The sequence below is a fragment of the Gluconobacter sp. GP1 genome, from assembly GCF_032913585.1.
In the GTDB taxonomy this organism is placed as follows: domain Bacteria; phylum Pseudomonadota; class Alphaproteobacteria; order Acetobacterales; family Acetobacteraceae; genus Gluconobacter; species Gluconobacter cerinus.
The window spans coordinates 20,354-34,802 of the sequence record NZ_JASGXC010000009.1 but is presented as its reverse complement, the minus strand read 5'-3'; the positions used below and the strand labels follow the sequence as shown (position 1 = coordinate 34,802).

Below are 14,449 nucleotides of genomic sequence, written 5' to 3'. Positions count from 1 at the left end.
GACAATCATTTTGGCGAAACCGTCTGCTGGCTCCAGCCACCGCCAAGCGCACGGTAAAGCGTGACGAGGTTCTGGAACCGGGCCGCCTGAACCAGAATGGCATTCTGCTGAGCCTGATAAAGCGTTCTCTGCTGCTCAAGGGTCGTCAGATAACTATCGATCCCGGCATCATACCGCATCTTCGCCAGGTCATAGGCCTTCTGTGACTGATCAACGAGGGACTGCATATGGCGGTCCTGAGACAGATACGTCTCACGGGCCGTCAACGCATCCGACACTTCCCGGAAAGCCGTCTGCACAGTCTTTTCATACTGTGCCGCATATTGAAGCTTCTGCGCCTTCGCCATCAACAGATTGCCTTCACTCTGGCCCCAGGTGAAAATCGGCAAACTGATTGACGGTGAAACAGTCCATGTCTCCGCCCCAGGCGTGAACAACTTGCGAAACTGGAGCGAGCTTGTGCCTTCGGAAGCTGTCAGTGTCACTTTCGGGAAGAACGCGGCGCGTGCGGCACCAATATTCGCGTTGGCACCGATCAGAGTGTGTTCGGCAGCCACGATGTCAGGCCGCTGTGCAAGCAGATCCGACGGCAGACCTTCCGGAAGGTTTGCGATCATGGTCTGCGTACCGAACGGCGCCGGTGGCGGCAGATCGGCGGGCAGAGGCGTTCCGACCAGCAACTGAAGTGCATGCTCGTCATCCGCTACGGCGCGGGCATACTGCGCCTCATTGGCGGAAGCCTGCTCAACCTGGGTTTTGACCTGCGCAAGCGTGAGCGCATCCGTTTCGCCATTGTCATACGACAACTGCGTCAAACGCAGGGTCTCTCCCTGCGACTTCAGCGTCCCGCGTGTGACACGAAGCTGTTCCCTGTCAGCCAGCCATTGAATGTAGGTTGTCCCCACCTGTGACACGGTGGTGAGCAGAACATTCCGGGCATTCTCCACACTGTTGAGAACAGTTTCAGCCTGCTGCCTCGTCAGATTGCGAATACGTCCCCAGAGATCCACCTCATAAGACGAAAATCCGATGGACGTCTGATACAGGCGCAAGGTGGAAACAGAAGTACCCAGTCCTGGTGCAAACGAGAAGCCCGCCGTATCAGACGGCGCCATGAACATCCCCTGCCCCCCAGCAGAAATAATGGGGAACAGGGATGCGTTCTGAATTTCATACTGCCCACGCGCAACCGTGACAGCCGCTGCCTGCGCTGCCAGATCACGATTGTTCTTCAGAGCCAGCTGAACGAGCGCCTTCAACCGCGGGTCGGTATAGAAATCCTCCCAACCAAGATTGGCAACACTGCTGACCGCAGGTGCATTTTTTGCACCTGTGTCGGCCGGATAACCATTCTGCACAGCCTGCGTTGGCTGGTGGTATCTGGGAGCCATGTTACAGCCGGAAAGCATCAGCAGCGCGGCAAATCCAAGACGGGCCTTCATGCGCCGTGCTCCCCTTCAATGGCAGGTGTCGCCTTATTATCCAGATGGGCATAGGCGTCCTTCCGGTCCCGGATCCGGACCACACGGAACAGACGCAGCACCACCACGAAGAATACCGGCACGAAGTAAATCGCAAGCAAGGTTGCAGACAGCATGCCGCCCACCACGCAGGTTCCAATAGCCACACGTGCAGCAGAGCCCGCGCCCGTTGCGATCGCAAGCGGGAACACGCCACAGACGAACGCAATGGACGTCATGAGAATTGGTCTTAGACGTTCGCGCCCGGCTTCAATCACGGACTCTTCCAGAGACTGCCCTTCTTCAAAGAAAGCCTTGGCAAATTCCACAATCAGGATCGCGTTCTTCACAGACAGGCCCACTGTCGTCAGCAGACCAACCTGGAAGTAAACGTCGTTGGAAAGGCCACGTCCCAGCGTTGCAGCAATCGCTCCGAGAACACCCAGTGGCAGCACCAGAAGCACGGCAAACGGAATGGCCCAGCTTTCATAAAGCGCGGCAAGACAGAACATGATTACGATAGCCGCCAGAGCATAAAGCGGCCCCGTTGAACCACTGGATGCAAGCTGCTCGTAAGACAGACCCGTCCACTCATACCCGATGCCACGCGGCAGTTTGGCGAGAATCTTTTCCATCTCGCTCATAGCCTGACCGGAACTGGACCCAACCGCAGGCTGCCCCTGAATCTCGTAGGAGTTCATGCCGTTGTAGTCTTCGACCTTCTGCGGGCCGCTTTCCCACGTCCCGGATGCAAAGGCATTAAACGGAACCATCGTGCCCGTCGTATTGCGGACGTACCAGCGGTTTAGATCTTCCGGCGTCATACGCGCCCAGGGTTCACCCTGAATATAGACCTGCTTCACACGGTCATCGCGCATGAACTGATTGACGTAGATGGAGCCAAGAGCACCTTCCAGCGTCGTGTTGATGTCAGCGTTGGTCAGACCAAGTGCATTCGCACGTTCACGGTTGATGTCCAGCTTGAACTGCGGCGCATCTTCCATACCAAGCGGACGAACAGCTGCCAGGCGGGGATTCTGTCCAGCTTCGCGCAGGATCTGGTTGCGCGCAGCCAATAAGGCATCATGTCCTAAATGCCCTGTGTCTTCGAGTTCAAGATCAAACCCTGTTGCGTTCCCAAGTTCGAGGACAGCCGGTGGATTGACGGCAAAGATCATGGCTTCCGGATCTGATTGGAAATGCTTCATGATTTCGCCGGCTATTGCTGCCGTTGAGTTCTTCCAGCCTGGCCTTTCATCCCAGGGCTTCATACGAATAAAGAAAGCCCCTGCATTTTGCCCTTGTCCTGCAAAATTAAACCCGTTCATCGACAGAACGGAATCTACAGTATTCCCGTAAGTTTTCAGTATATAGTCTGCAATCCTGCGGTTTACGGCTGCGGTCTGGGCGTCTGTGGCACCCGCACGCATTGTCACCTGACCGAAAATCAGACCCTGATCCTCGTCGGGCAGAAACCCACCAGGAATTTTCATGAAAAGGAAGATGACAGCGGCGGTTGTGGCAATGAACACCCCCATGCTGATAAAAGCATGCCGTGTCAGCCACTTCACACCACCCAGATAACCATTGGTCAGGCGATCAAAATTGCGATTGAACCAGGCTGCCGGACCACGCTCATGTCCCTTATGGGTCGGCTTGAGCATCGACCCGCAAAGTGCCGGTGTCATGACCATGGCCACCAGAACAGACAGCCACATGGCGGCAACAATGGTGATAGAGAACTGGCGATAGATAATACCAGTAGAACCACTAAAGGCGGCCATCGGCAGGAATACCGCCGTCAGAACCAGCACGATACCGATCAGGGCGCCGGAAATTTCGTCCATGGAAACGCGGGCGGCCTCCTTGGGAGAAAGCCCCCTGTCTGTCATGACACGTTCGACGTTTTCAACAACGACAATGGCATCATCCACCAGCAGACCAACAGCCAGAACCATGGCCAGCATGGTCAGCGTGTTGATGCTGTAACCCATTACAGATAGCAAACCGAATGTGCCCAGAAGAACGACCGGCACAGCAATCGTCGGGATCAGCGTGGCACGGAAATTCTGAAGGAAAATCAGCATCACGACAAAAACGAGCGCGATGGCTTCAATCAGTGTCTCAATGACCTCTCGGATCGACAAAGTAATGAATGGTTCCGTATCCAGCGGATAGACTGTTTTCAGACCGGGAGGGAAATAATGTGAAAGTTCCTTCAGCTTCGCCCGAACAGCATTTTCAACAACAATCTGGTTGGCGCCGGCTGCCAGTTTGAGAGCCAGTGCGGCGCCAGGATGGTTGTTGATAAGAGATGTCATGCTGTAGCTCTGTGCACCGAGCTCCACACGACCCACGTCCTTCAGGCGGACCTGACTGCCATCCTGCTGGACCTTGAGCAGGATCTTCTCGAACTGTTCAGGCGAACTCAGACGCGTCGGACCAATGACCGTCGCGTCAAATCCAATGCCCTTTTTGGCAGGCAAACCACCCAACTCACCGGATGACACCTGAATATTCTGGGCCTGAATGGCAGACTGCACGTCGCCGACCGTCAAGCCGTAATTGTAGAGTTTCGATGGGTCCATCCAGATGCGCATCGCGTATTCGGACGCAAAGAGCGTATGATCGCCGACACCCGAAACCCGGGACAGTGGATCGGATATTGTAGAAGCCACATAGTCCGCAACATCCTGACCGGACATACTTCCGTCTTCGGAAATAAATCCAATCGCCATCATGAAATTCTTGGTGGCCTTCGTGACGCTCAGACCCTGGGCCGTCACTTCTGCCGGCAGGCGCGGCTGCGCCAGCTGGAGCTTGTTCTGGACCTGAACCTGAGCAATGTCAGGATTGGTGCCCTGCTCGAAGGTCAGATCGATTTCCATCTGTCCGCTCGCGTAGGACGAGGCAGACAGATATTCGAGATGATCCAGACCATACATCTGCTGCAAAATCGGACGGACAACCGTGTTATTCACGGTTTCCGCCGAAGCGCCCGGATACATGACAGAAATGGCGATCTGCGGCGGTGCGATGCTTGGATACTGGGCAATCGGCATGCGGGTGATGGCAACGCCACCAACCAGCATGATGATCAGCCCGATCACCCAGGCAAAGATCGGCCGATCAATGAAAAAGCGTGAGAGCGTCATGTGCTGTTACTCAGCCTTTCCCGCGGGAACGTCCTGAGGTGCGACCTTCGCACCTGGCTGAACCTTCTGCAGACCGTTCACGATGATCTTGTCGCCAGCCTTGACGCCGCCCGTCACCAGCCAGTCCTTTCCAACTGTCCGGGACGTCTGGATAGAGCGCTGCTGCACCTTGTTTTCTGCATCAACAATCATCACAAAGGGGTTGCCCTTAGAATCACGCTGGACAGCCACCTGCGGCACCAGAATGCCGTTCGGGTCGATACCTTCGCGGATATGGGCATGTACAAACATTCCCGGCAGAAGCAGATGATCCGGGTTCGGGAAAGCAGCTCGCATGACAAGCGTTCCCGTTGCAGGATCGACCGTGACTTCCGAAAGCTGGAGCTTGCCGCGCTGCGGGTAGTCTGAATCATCTTCAAGCTTCAGACCCACAGCAGCGGCATCATCGCCTTTACGCTCAACTTGCCCCGTTGCCAGTTCATGCTTGAGGCGCAGCATGTCAGAGGCCGCCAGATTGACGTCCACATAGATTGGATCAAGCCGTGTCACGACTGCGATCGGCTGTGTCTGCCCTGCCGTGAGCAACGCACCCGGCGTATAAAGCGTACGGCCGATACGGCCATCAATCGGCGCGCGGACATGGGTGTAATTGAGATTGACTTCGGCGGCCTCAAGATTGGCTTTAGCCTGAGCAACCTGCGCTTCAGCTTCGCGGGCCGTTGCAAGCGTGTTGTCATAGTCTTGTGAGCTGACAGCATGCGCCTTGACCAGCGGCGCATAACGACGAAGCTGACCAGCCGCGCGCGTGGCAACGGCCTGCGCATTCATGAGCTGAGCCTTGGCCTGGTCATAAGCAGCCTGATATGGCGCAATATAGACCTGGAACAGCTGCTGCCCTTTTTTAACGTCAGCACCCTGCTCAAAGTCACGCGAGACAATCACACCATTCACCTGCGGCCGGATCTGCGCCTGTTCATAGGCATCCGTTCGGCCGGGAAGAGACGTCTCCAGCGTAACCGGCTGGGTTTGCAGCGTCATGACGCCAACAGGCTGTGGCGGCAATTGCGGAGCAGCAGCCTTTTTCTGACAGCCAGCTACAGCGAGCGGCACCATGCAAAAAGTAATAAACCCGCTTACGGAACGAAAATAGTCTCTTTTGCAGGTGCAAGGGTTATGAGGCGCTGAAGGCGCGTATCTTCGATGAGGCATTATGTCCGAAATCGCTCTGAAGGCTTGAGAATTCTCAGTTTGACTGCGCAACATAGCCAAGGACAAAAATGTCTATTAGATCATAAAAACAGCATAATCTTATGAAAAAACAATATGAATGATAGACAACTTATTCCAAGCACATATTAAGCCATTACGGCAGATGTCAATGAAATGATATGTGCAGATGGGTTAGGTTGATCGTTAGAAAGTACCCCTCTGCATCAACAGTAATCGCCTGCCTTTGATCCAGACAATCCGGCAACCCGGCAATTAGAATACCAGAAAATTATCGAGTTATTTATAAACTAAATTTATTTTAGTATACATCACGATAAATAGATCACTATAATTGGAAAATTAAGAATTAAATCAAGAATTATTAATAAGTAAAATCTATAAGCTTATGCGATTTTTCCCGTATCGGCAGGGTCCGGAGGCCAGTGGGGGGCCAACAATTCGGCTGCGGGCGTATATGCCGCATGCGTCAAACTGCGGGAAAATGTTGCGCAGAAACTGGGACTACCACCAGCCGAAGCGCAGTTCTCAGGCGGAAATGTCCATGTCGGTAACAGTGTTTTCCCCCTTGGACAGGCTGCACATGAGAGTGAACTGGTTGCCGAGGACACCATTGAATATGCTGACGTAGACAAACGATACCAGCAGTCCACCTTTGCAAGCCATTTTGTCGAAGTCGGTGTCAATGGATTTACCGGCGAAGTCCGTATCCGCCGGATGCTGGCCGTCTGCTCCGCAGGCCGCATTCTGAACCCCAAAACCGCCCGAAACCAGGTCATCGGTGCCATGACCATGGGCGCTGGTGCAGCCCTCATGGAAGAATTGGCAGTCGATACCCGACGTGGCTTCTTCGTCAATCACGATCTGGCGGGTTACGAAGTCCCCGTACATGCTGATATCCCTCATCAGGACGTGATTTTCCTTGATGAGGTAGATCCCCTGTCCTCTCCGATGAAAGCAAAAGGGGTCGGGGAACTGGGGCTTTGTGGCGTGGCAGCAGCGATTGCCAATGCCGTGTATAATGCAACAGGGGTCCGTGTCCGTGATTACCCTGTCACGTTGGACAAGCATCTGGCTCACCTACCGCGTATGACTTGAACACTTCCGTAAAAGTTTCACAACCGGGCCAACCACGAGTGGTTCACACAGCTTATGTCTCTTTCCGAAGTGCCCTTTATTCTCTAAACGCAAAAACAAATCAGCCTGTCGTTTGAAGCGTTGGTATGTCTTCTTATCCGTCATATGCGTGTGAACCTGTTATGATTACTTCCATTTTGGATGGAATGATCTTCCGCCTTACCCGTAGATGAGAAGACACTCTGGAGACAGAATACTTCCAGTTCACGACCCTGCACCTTGCAACGTGGTCGTTTCGACTTTCTGGAAGGATCATACCATGCGTTTTTCACTGCCACATGCTGCTCTTCTGGCCGCCTCAATCGCAGCTCTCCCGGTCGTCGCGTCTGCCCAGACGGTTACGAGCCCAGCTCAGGTTCAGTCCGGCACCTATGCCATAGAACCGGGTCATACGCAGGTGGGGTTCTCCCTGCTACACTTCGGATTTACTTATTATAACGGGCTTTTCTCCAATGTTTCCGGCACGCTGGAGCTGAATTCCAAAACGCCAGCTGCTTCCAAGCTTTCCGTAACGATTCCGGTTGCATCCGTGCAGACGACCAGCAACAAGCTGACGGAAGAACTCAAGAATGACCAGTGGTTCGATGCGGCAAAGTTTCCGAACGCCACGTTCGTTTCCACCGAGGTCAAGCGCACTGGCAAGGATGATGCCATCGTGACGGGTAATCTGACCTTGCATGGCGTTACGAAGCCGGAAACACTGAAGGTGCATTTTGTTGGTGCGGGCATCAACCCGATGGACAAGAATTACACAACAGGTTTTGAAGCCACGGCTACGATCAAGCGCAGCGATTTCGGCGTGAAGATGTATGTCCCGTATGTTGGTGATGACGTGACGCTGCGTATCGCCGGCGCCTTCGAGAAACAGAACTGATCATATGAAAACGGTCCCGATGCGTCCTGAAAAGGCATCGCGATATGGGTTGGTGGCAATTGCCCTTCACTGGCTGATCGCCATCGGGATTGTGATCCTGATCGGCATGGGGCTGATCATGGATCACGTTTCCCTCGACCCGATGCGCATGTTCCAGTTCTATCAATTGCACAAGTCCATCGGGATCACCGTTCTGTTGCTGGTCTGCCTAAGGGTGGGATGGCGTCTGACCCATGCTGCGCCAACCCTTCCGGACAGCGTCCCGGTCAGGGAATGCCGGATGGCTCATATGGCTCATCTGGCCCTGTACGGTTTGCAACTTCTCCTGCCACTCAGTGGCTGGGCCATGGTCTCGGCATCTGTGCTAGGGATTCCAACCGTGCTGTTCGGCACGGTGCCCTGGCCGGACCTTCCGGTGCTGGCAACGCTTCAAAACAAAGATCCTGTCGAAGCCGCTTTGAAGGGATTTCATCATTGGGCGGCGTGGGCACTGGCTGTTCTAATTGTCCTGCATGTCACAGCAGTTCTGCGGCATGCGCTTATTCTGCGAGATTCCATACCCGGCCGTATGCGGCCCTGGCCGGTTAGACCGTCACGTCACAAACGGTTGGAGAATTGATACAATGGTATTCACGAAAACGATCGCGGCCCTGACACTTGCGGCAGGCTTTTCTCTCCCGCTGTCTGCCATGGCCGCAGACTGGGTACTCGATCCGACGCATAGTATGCTGTCGTTCTCAGGTAAACAGACAGGTCAACCGTTCACGGGTCATTTCGGATCATTCGATGGCACCATTTCCTTCGATCCAGAACATCCCGAAGCAGGCCGTGCGCATGTGACAATTGCCCTGTCGAGCGCCACCACGGGAGATCGTCAGCGTGATGGCGCCCTGCCAGGGCAGGACTGGTTCAATGTTGCCCAGTTTCCATCAGCAGTGTTTGATGCGCAGAGCTTTCGCGCCCAGGGTGGTAATGCTTATGATGCCGTTGGAACACTGACCATTCGTGGGATCAGCAAATCAGTCATCCTGCCTTTCACGCTTGATATCAATGGCGCGACGGCGCATGCCAAAGGGCAGCTGGATATTGTTCGCTCCTCGTTCGGAGTTGGGCAGGGAGCATGGGCAACCGGGCAATGGGTCGCTCTGGACGTGAGCGTTGATCTGGACATCACGGCGCAGCGAAAGCCCTGAAACATGCAAGAGCCTCCAGTTTCTTCCGCGGGTTTTACCGTGGACCATATTGCACTGACGGTGAACGACGCTGAGAAGGTCGTGGCCTTCTATCAGAAGGTTGTCGGCCTTGACGTTCTGGCACATGACGGGAGATGATGCACCTCGGCGTGGGGGATAACACCCTCCTCGAACTGCGACACGCACGAAATCGCTCTTTCCGGGAAGGAGGTCTGTTTCATACGGCGTTCCTGCTTCCATCCCGCCCGGAATTGGCACGCTGGATCAATTACGCGATTGAACAGACACTCTCCGTTGCTGGCGCATCGGATCATGATGTCAGCGAAGCCCTTTATCTTTCTGATCCGGAGGGGAAGGGTGTCGAAATCTATGCCGATCGTCCTGCGTCCACATGGGTCTGGAAGGATGGTAGGGTTCGTATGGGTAGCCCCCCTCGATATTCCCGGCCGCCTAACAGGCGCAGGGTGCACGTTGGGAAGGTGCACCGGATGGGACGCGTGTCGGGCATGTCCATCTTCAGGTTGGCGCTATTGAACCTGCAGAGGATTTCTATGCCCAGGAACTCGGGCTCGACATAACCTGCCGGTATCCGGGAGGCACGTTCTATGCGGCGGATGGCTATCATCACCATATCGCCACCAATATCTGGAATAGCCGCGGCGCCGGACAGCGCGGTTTCCCCTCGACAGGGCTGGCAGAAGTGGCACTTTCGGAAACCCGGTCTGTGCCGAAAGGACTGATAGAGCGTTCTGTTCAAAATCCGCCTACGGCGGATGTGACGATTGAAGATCCTCGGGGAACATCAATCAGACTACGAACCCGAACGGCACTCTGAAGTCTGCCGCAGACCAGGGCAACTGATCCAGATAAGGGGATGCACGTGTCAGACGATCACTTCTACACCTATCGACCTGAAGACGGACACGGTCTTCTGCATGATCCCTTCAATGCCATCATTGCGCCCAGGCCGATCGGCTGGATTGCAACGGTTGATGAGCAAGGGGCTTCCAATCTGGCACCTTACAGCTTTTTCAATGCGTTCAACTATACCCCGCCGATTATCGGGTTTTCCTCGATCGGCTGGAAAGATACGGTTCGGAATGCGAAAAAGACTGGAGAATTTGTCTGGAATCTGGTGACACAATCTCTGGTTGATCGGATGAACCTGTCTTCAGCGGCTTTTGAACAAGAGATTGATGAATTCGAGGTAGCGCGACTGGAGAAAACTCCGTCCTGCCATGTTCGACCACCACGGGTTGCTGTCAGTCCGGTGCAGTTCGAGTGCCGTGTCACACAAATCGTGCAGCTTGAAGCCTCGTCCGGGGACCGTCTGGAAACCTGGCTGACGCTGGGTGAAGTGGTGGCGATCCATATAGATCGGTCTCTTGTGCGCGACGGGATTTATGACACTGCGGCGGCGCGTCCCGTTCTGAGGGCAGGCGGGCCCGGGTGGTATTCAGAAGTGACCGAAGGATCCATGTTCGATCTGCGGCGGCCATCCTCCTCTGAGACGGCTCTGGCCGAAGGGATCGGTCTGCCCGTTCTGCCGCCCAAACCCTGAAAGGTTCTTACCAGCCTTCGTCCCATTCTGGCTGCCCCTTGAAATAGTCCGACAGGAAGTCGGACAGGGCGCGCACTTTTGCAGCAAGGTGTCGCGCGGGTGGGTAGAGAGCATGGATGCCCAGGGCCGGTGGTTCAAAGTTTCTTAGCAGGGGAAGGAGTTTTCCTTCCCGCATTTTGGAGCCTGCGATGAAACTGGGTAGGCATGCAATGCCAAGACCGCGTTCAGCAGCGGTCAGGCAGGCTTCTCCGTTGGAGAAGGCAAGGCGTCCGTTGACGGGAACCTGAATTGCCTGCCCTGATACGACATCGCGGAATGTCCAGGTATTGGGCGTGCGGAAATTGGTATCAATGATGCAGGTCTGTTGCGACAGATCTTCAGGGCGCTGCGGCGTGCCGTGGGTCGCGATATAGTCAGGTGAGGTGACGGTGACAATCCGGGCGTCGCACAGTCTTCGAACAATCAGGCTACTGTCTGACAGACGGCCAATACGCACGGCGATATCGAAGCCGTCTTCCACCAGATCAGCCAGTCGGTCCGAAAAGCTGACATCAAGACTGATACCGGGGTAATGTTCCGCAAATGCCAGCAGAGCAGGCACTAGCTGGACAGCCCCGAACGACATTGGCGCGGTGATCCGCAGGCGGCCTGATGGGGCGCCGGAAGTCTGGCGGATGGACGCATCCAGCGCATCCCGCTCTTCGAGCAGGATCTTGATGCGTTCATAGTAGACCTGCCCGATCTCCGTCGGAGAGAGGGCGCGGGTCGTGCGCTTGATCAGTTGTACGCCCAGATCGGCTTCAAGACGGGACAGCATCTTGGAAGCCTGCCCGCTGCTGACCCCCATTCGCCCGGATGCCGCAACGAAACTTCCTGTCTCCAGAACGGCAACAAACAGGCGGTCAAGGGTCAGGCGATCCACAGTACAGTCCTTAGGGCCGTGGCGTCCCTGGAAGCAGGGATATCCGCACAAAGTCCAGAGCCCGAGCCGCTCCGGCAGATGTAAGAGCATGGCCGACGCCCGGCAGAATGTCACATATGACGGTCATGCCAAGGGTGCTCAGGATCTCTGCGGCTTTTGGCGCTTCCTGCACCGGCATGATGGGATCGGCATCCCCATGGACCAGCAGGATGGGTGTCTGCTGCGCGGGAGTATAAGGCGCAGGTGAAGCCAGACGGCCTGAGAAGGCAACGACACCCGCGACAGGCCACCGGCCGGAGACGACGGCATCCAGCGCCATGATGGACCCTTGAGAAAAACCGACAAGAACCACCCGGTCCAGCCGGTTCTCAAAACCTGCCTCAGAGATGCAGGCATGGAGTGTTTCGTCAAAAGCTTGGCGAGTTGCGACGATGCGCTCGGCCCGGTTGCTTTCCGTCACGCCCTTGATGCTGAACCATTGTCGACCACTCGAGGCGCAATCAAACGGAAATGGGGCATCAGGGGATGCAAATGCGACGAGGGGGAGATCTGTGCGCCATTGTGCCAGCAATGGCGCGAAAACAGCGCCCTGGCTCCCCACCCCATGCAGGAAAATGACCAGACCCGCTTTCATGTCTGCGCCCCCGATGAACGGCTTGCCACGGGTAGATGTGCGGCCCATGCCAGATCCGGACCAAGCGGCACAATACCATTAGGGTTGAGGGTCTTGATGGAGTAATAGCCGTGCTTGATATGGTCGAGATTCACGGTTTCCGCCACGCCTTTGACAGTCAGCATCCGTTCCAGATGGCGGGTCAGGTTCGGATAATCCGCGATGCGACGAAGGTTGCATTTGAACAGCCCATGATAAGCGGCATCAAAGCGGACGAGTGTCACAAACAACCGAATGTCACTTTCCGTCAACTGCTCTCCGATCAGCCATGAGGCGCCACTGGACAGACACTCTTCCAAGGTGTCCAGCATGCCGAAAACATCCGCGAATGCTTCATCATAGGCTTGCTGGGTTGTCGCAAACCCTGCGCGATAGACACCATTGTTGAGGCGCGCGTACAGCACGTCATTCAGGGCGTCGATATCGCCGCGGAGCGTTTCGGGATAGAGATCGTAATGTGAGGACGCCAAAGTTCCAAAACCGGAATTGAACATTCTCACGATATCGGCAGACTCGTTGTTCACGATTGTCTGTTTTTCTTTGTCCCAAAGGATGGGAACCGTTGCACGGCCCGTATAATGCGGATTGGCACGCGTATAGAGTTCATACACCCATGTCGCACCATTGAGTGTATCGAAATCTGCTCCAGGATAAAGCCCGAAACGCCAGCCCTGATCCGTAAGAGAGGGTTCGACAACCGATACCGATACGACATCCTCCAGCCCTTTCAGGCTACGGGCGATGAGCGTGCGCGAGGCCCAGGGGCAGATCAAGGCGACATAAAGGTGATACCGTCCTTTTGCTGCTGCAAAGCCGCCTTCTCCCGTGGGTCCGGGCCTTCCGTCGGGGGTAATCCAATTGCGAAAAGATGAGGTCTGCCTGACAAAGCCGCCTTTCGCGTCCTTGGCCTGAACAGGCTGCCAATTCTCACTCCATTTCCCATTGACCAGCATTAAAAGTTTCCATTCCTGCAATGTGCGATGAGCTTCTGGAAAAGGATCAACAATACGACCTTGTTCCAGATGTGTACGCCCATTCTTGTTTTCTAATCTTTCCAGTCAGAGACAATTAGAGGACCAAATCGCAGAGCACTTCTTCCTTCTTGGAACGAATCTCCAGAGCGAACTTGGTCATGTTTGATGACGCAGTACGCTGGTATGAGAAAAGTTTAGGAAGTCGCTAGGCGATTTCCATCTTTCGGCTAAAAAACACAAACCAGGACGGAACACGCCTCTTACAGAAAGTAATTTACTAAATAATCGTAGACGTGAAGTATAATATTTTATTCAGATACAAGATAAAAATATTTATTATAAATTCGATTATATTTTCTAAAAATCTCTCTATAAATTTCCCATTCCATTTATGAACAGCCGATATAGCCTCATGCGCTCTACACGTCCTAATCAATAGACCTCCCCTGCCCTATCGTCTGTCACAAACATACAGATCACCAAAAAGGCAGTTTCATGAGCGGAAAATTCCACGGTAAAGTTGCGTTGGTAACAGGTGCCGGTGCCGGGATGGGACTAGCCACCGCTCAGGCGTTTGCCCGAGCCGGTGCCAGCGTTGTTCTTGCTGACATCAATGAAGAAAGCGTTGCGACGGCAGCCAAGGCATTAACCGACGAAGGAGCCAAAGCTCTTGCCGTCAAATGTGATATTGCCTCGGAAGCAGATGTTGAAACCATGATGGCTCGGACGGTCGAAGCTTTTGGGCGTCTGGACTGCGCCTTCAACAATGCCGGGGTTATCAGCCAGCACCACGATACCGCAGATCTGCCTGACGCAGAATGGGACCGCGTTATGTCGATCAACCTGCGTGGCACCTGGTACTGCATGAAGCATGAACTAAAGCAGATGCTTTCTCAGGGGAGCGGCGCAATCGTCAACGCTTCCTCCATTGGTGGCCTGAACGGTGTTGCGGGACTGCCTGCTTATATCGCGTCCAAGCACGGCATTATTGGCCTGACGAAATCTGCGGCTCTCGAATGCGCGACCAAGGGAGTACGCATCAATGCAGTATGTCCCGGTGTGATTGAGACACCCATGCTGGAGTGGCTCACAGGGGGGGACGCAACCGTCAAGGGCGAACTCGTCAAGGCTCAACCCATTGGTCGTCTGGGCAAACCTGAAGAAATCGCTGCGGCTGTCCTTTGGCTCTGTAGTTCAGAAGCCAGTCTGGTACTCGGCCATGCTCTCTCCGTCGATGGCGGATATTCTGCCCAGTAACCTACTCTGTTTTGAA

General features: G+C 54.8%; 14 protein-coding genes and 1 pseudogene. 9 read left to right on the top strand and 6 right to left on the bottom strand.

The genetic code is table 11. From position 1 onward, the window contains the following. Window positions 1-5: 5 nt before the first annotated feature. From R5H23_RS15000 to R5H23_RS14990, 3 genes are read right to left on the bottom strand one after another with little or no spacing between them, the layout of a single operon-like run. Window positions 6-1,442 carry an efflux transporter outer membrane subunit gene (locus R5H23_RS15000; RefSeq protein ID WP_317215925.1) on the bottom strand — a complete coding sequence of 479 codons (1,437 nt, stop codon included), beginning with the start codon at window positions 1,440-1,442 and terminating at the stop codon, window positions 6-8. After that, on the bottom strand, window positions 1,439-4,615 hold the full coding sequence (locus tag R5H23_RS14995; protein ID WP_317215924.1) for an efflux RND transporter permease subunit: 3,177 nt from the start codon (window positions 4,613-4,615) through the stop codon (window positions 1,439-1,441). Before R5H23_RS14995 ends, R5H23_RS15000 begins: the two co-directional genes overlap by 4 nt. Window positions 4,616-4,621: 6 nt before the next feature. Further along, window positions 4,622-5,728 (bottom strand): efflux RND transporter periplasmic adaptor subunit, encoded by a 1,107-nt coding sequence (locus R5H23_RS14990; RefSeq protein WP_317215923.1) that lies wholly within the window; start codon window positions 5,726-5,728, stop codon window positions 4,622-4,624. A 507-nt stretch (window positions 5,729-6,235) separates the two neighbouring features. Between R5H23_RS14990 and R5H23_RS14985 the strand changes: the two are divergent. From R5H23_RS14985 to R5H23_RS14950, 8 genes and pseudogenes are all read left to right on the top strand, one after another. Next, window positions 6,236-6,685, top strand: a pseudogene (locus tag R5H23_RS14985) (molybdopterin cofactor-binding domain-containing protein); the annotation flags it as partial. A gap of 69 nt (window positions 6,686-6,754) precedes the next feature. Continuing rightward, window positions 6,755-6,940, top strand: coding sequence for a hypothetical protein (locus R5H23_RS14980; RefSeq protein WP_317215922.1), 186 nt, complete (start codon window positions 6,755-6,757; stop codon window positions 6,938-6,940). A 298-nt stretch (window positions 6,941-7,238) separates the two neighbouring features. Then, a complete protein-coding gene (locus tag R5H23_RS14975; RefSeq protein WP_317215921.1) occupies window positions 7,239-7,853 on the top strand; it encodes a YceI family protein in 615 nt (204 codons plus the stop codon). A gap of 4 nt (window positions 7,854-7,857) precedes the next feature. Next, window positions 7,858-8,472, top strand: coding sequence for a cytochrome b (locus R5H23_RS14970; protein ID WP_317215920.1), 615 nt, complete (start codon window positions 7,858-7,860; stop codon window positions 8,470-8,472). Between the two features lie 4 nt (window positions 8,473-8,476). Next, the gene (locus R5H23_RS14965) at window positions 8,477-9,046 is read left to right on the top strand and encodes a YceI family protein (RefSeq protein WP_317215919.1); all 570 of its coding nucleotides are present in this window, start codon (window positions 8,477-8,479) and stop codon (window positions 9,044-9,046) included. A 3-nt stretch (window positions 9,047-9,049) separates the two neighbouring features. Further along, window positions 9,050-9,184, top strand: coding sequence for a VOC family protein (locus R5H23_RS14960; protein ID WP_317215918.1), 135 nt, complete (start codon window positions 9,050-9,052; stop codon window positions 9,182-9,184). After that, window positions 9,181-9,624, top strand: a complete 444-nt coding sequence (locus R5H23_RS14955) for a hypothetical protein (RefSeq protein WP_317215917.1) — start codon at window positions 9,181-9,183, stop codon at window positions 9,622-9,624. Before R5H23_RS14960 ends, R5H23_RS14955 begins: the two co-directional genes overlap by 4 nt. 302 nt (window positions 9,625-9,926) lie before the next feature. Next, window positions 9,927-10,607, top strand: coding sequence for a flavin reductase family protein (locus tag R5H23_RS14950; RefSeq protein ID WP_408874360.1), 681 nt, complete (start codon window positions 9,927-9,929; stop codon window positions 10,605-10,607). Between the two features lie 7 nt (window positions 10,608-10,614). On the opposite strand, the gene R5H23_RS14945 is transcribed toward R5H23_RS14950, so the two are convergent. Genes R5H23_RS14945 through R5H23_RS14935 form a run of 3 tightly spaced genes read right to left on the bottom strand, consistent with a single transcriptional unit; the run spans window position 10,615 to window position 13,155 of the window. Beyond that, the gene (locus tag R5H23_RS14945; protein WP_317215915.1) at window positions 10,615-11,529 is read right to left on the bottom strand and encodes a LysR family transcriptional regulator; all 915 of its coding nucleotides are present in this window, start codon (window positions 11,527-11,529) and stop codon (window positions 10,615-10,617) included. 10 nt (window positions 11,530-11,539) lie between these two features. Further along, the gene (locus R5H23_RS14940) at window positions 11,540-12,211 is read right to left on the bottom strand and encodes a dienelactone hydrolase family protein (RefSeq protein ID WP_317215914.1); all 672 of its coding nucleotides are present in this window, start codon (window positions 12,209-12,211) and stop codon (window positions 11,540-11,542) included. After that, complete coding sequence (locus tag R5H23_RS14935) at window positions 12,160-13,155, bottom strand: glutathione S-transferase family protein (RefSeq protein WP_317215913.1); 996 nt, start codon at window positions 13,153-13,155, stop codon at window positions 12,160-12,162. Before R5H23_RS14935 ends, R5H23_RS14940 begins: the two co-directional genes overlap by 52 nt. A gap of 516 nt (window positions 13,156-13,671) precedes the next feature. Between R5H23_RS14935 and R5H23_RS14930 the strand changes: the two genes are divergently transcribed. Then, window positions 13,672-14,433, top strand: a complete 762-nt coding sequence (locus R5H23_RS14930) for a glucose 1-dehydrogenase (RefSeq protein WP_317215912.1) — start codon at window positions 13,672-13,674, stop codon at window positions 14,431-14,433. Window positions 14,434-14,449: the final 16 nt, after the last annotated feature.

Excerpts from the sequence above, each read along its gene's own strand:
- R5H23_RS15000 (WP_317215925.1), bottom strand. The coding sequence starts at position 1,442 with ATGAAGGCCCGTCTTGGATTTGCCGCGCTGCTGATGCTTTCCGGCTGT.
- R5H23_RS14995 (WP_317215924.1), bottom strand. The coding sequence starts at position 4,615 with ATGACGCTCTCACGCTTTTTCATTGATCGGCCGATCTTTGCCTGGGTG.
- R5H23_RS14990 (WP_317215923.1), bottom strand. The coding sequence starts at position 5,728 with ATGGTGCCGCTCGCTGTAGCTGGCTGTCAGAAAAAGGCTGCTGCTCCG.
- R5H23_RS14975 (WP_317215921.1), top strand. The coding sequence starts at position 7,239 with ATGCGTTTTTCACTGCCACATGCTGCTCTTCTGGCCGCCTCAATCGCA.
- R5H23_RS14970 (WP_317215920.1), top strand. The coding sequence starts at position 7,858 with ATGAAAACGGTCCCGATGCGTCCTGAAAAGGCATCGCGATATGGGTTG.
- R5H23_RS14965 (WP_317215919.1), top strand. The coding sequence starts at position 8,477 with ATGGTATTCACGAAAACGATCGCGGCCCTGACACTTGCGGCAGGCTTT.
- R5H23_RS14960 (WP_317215918.1), top strand. The coding sequence starts at position 9,050 with ATGCAAGAGCCTCCAGTTTCTTCCGCGGGTTTTACCGTGGACCATATT.
- R5H23_RS14955 (WP_317215917.1), top strand. The coding sequence starts at position 9,181 with ATGATGCACCTCGGCGTGGGGGATAACACCCTCCTCGAACTGCGACAC.
- R5H23_RS14940 (WP_317215914.1), bottom strand. The coding sequence starts at position 12,211 with ATGGGCCGCACATCTACCCGTGGCAAGCCGTTCATCGGGGGCGCAGAC.
- R5H23_RS14935 (WP_317215913.1), bottom strand. The coding sequence starts at position 13,155 with ATGCTGGTCAATGGGAAATGGAGTGAGAATTGGCAGCCTGTTCAGGCC.
- R5H23_RS14930 (WP_317215912.1), top strand. The coding sequence starts at position 13,672 with ATGAGCGGAAAATTCCACGGTAAAGTTGCGTTGGTAACAGGTGCCGGT.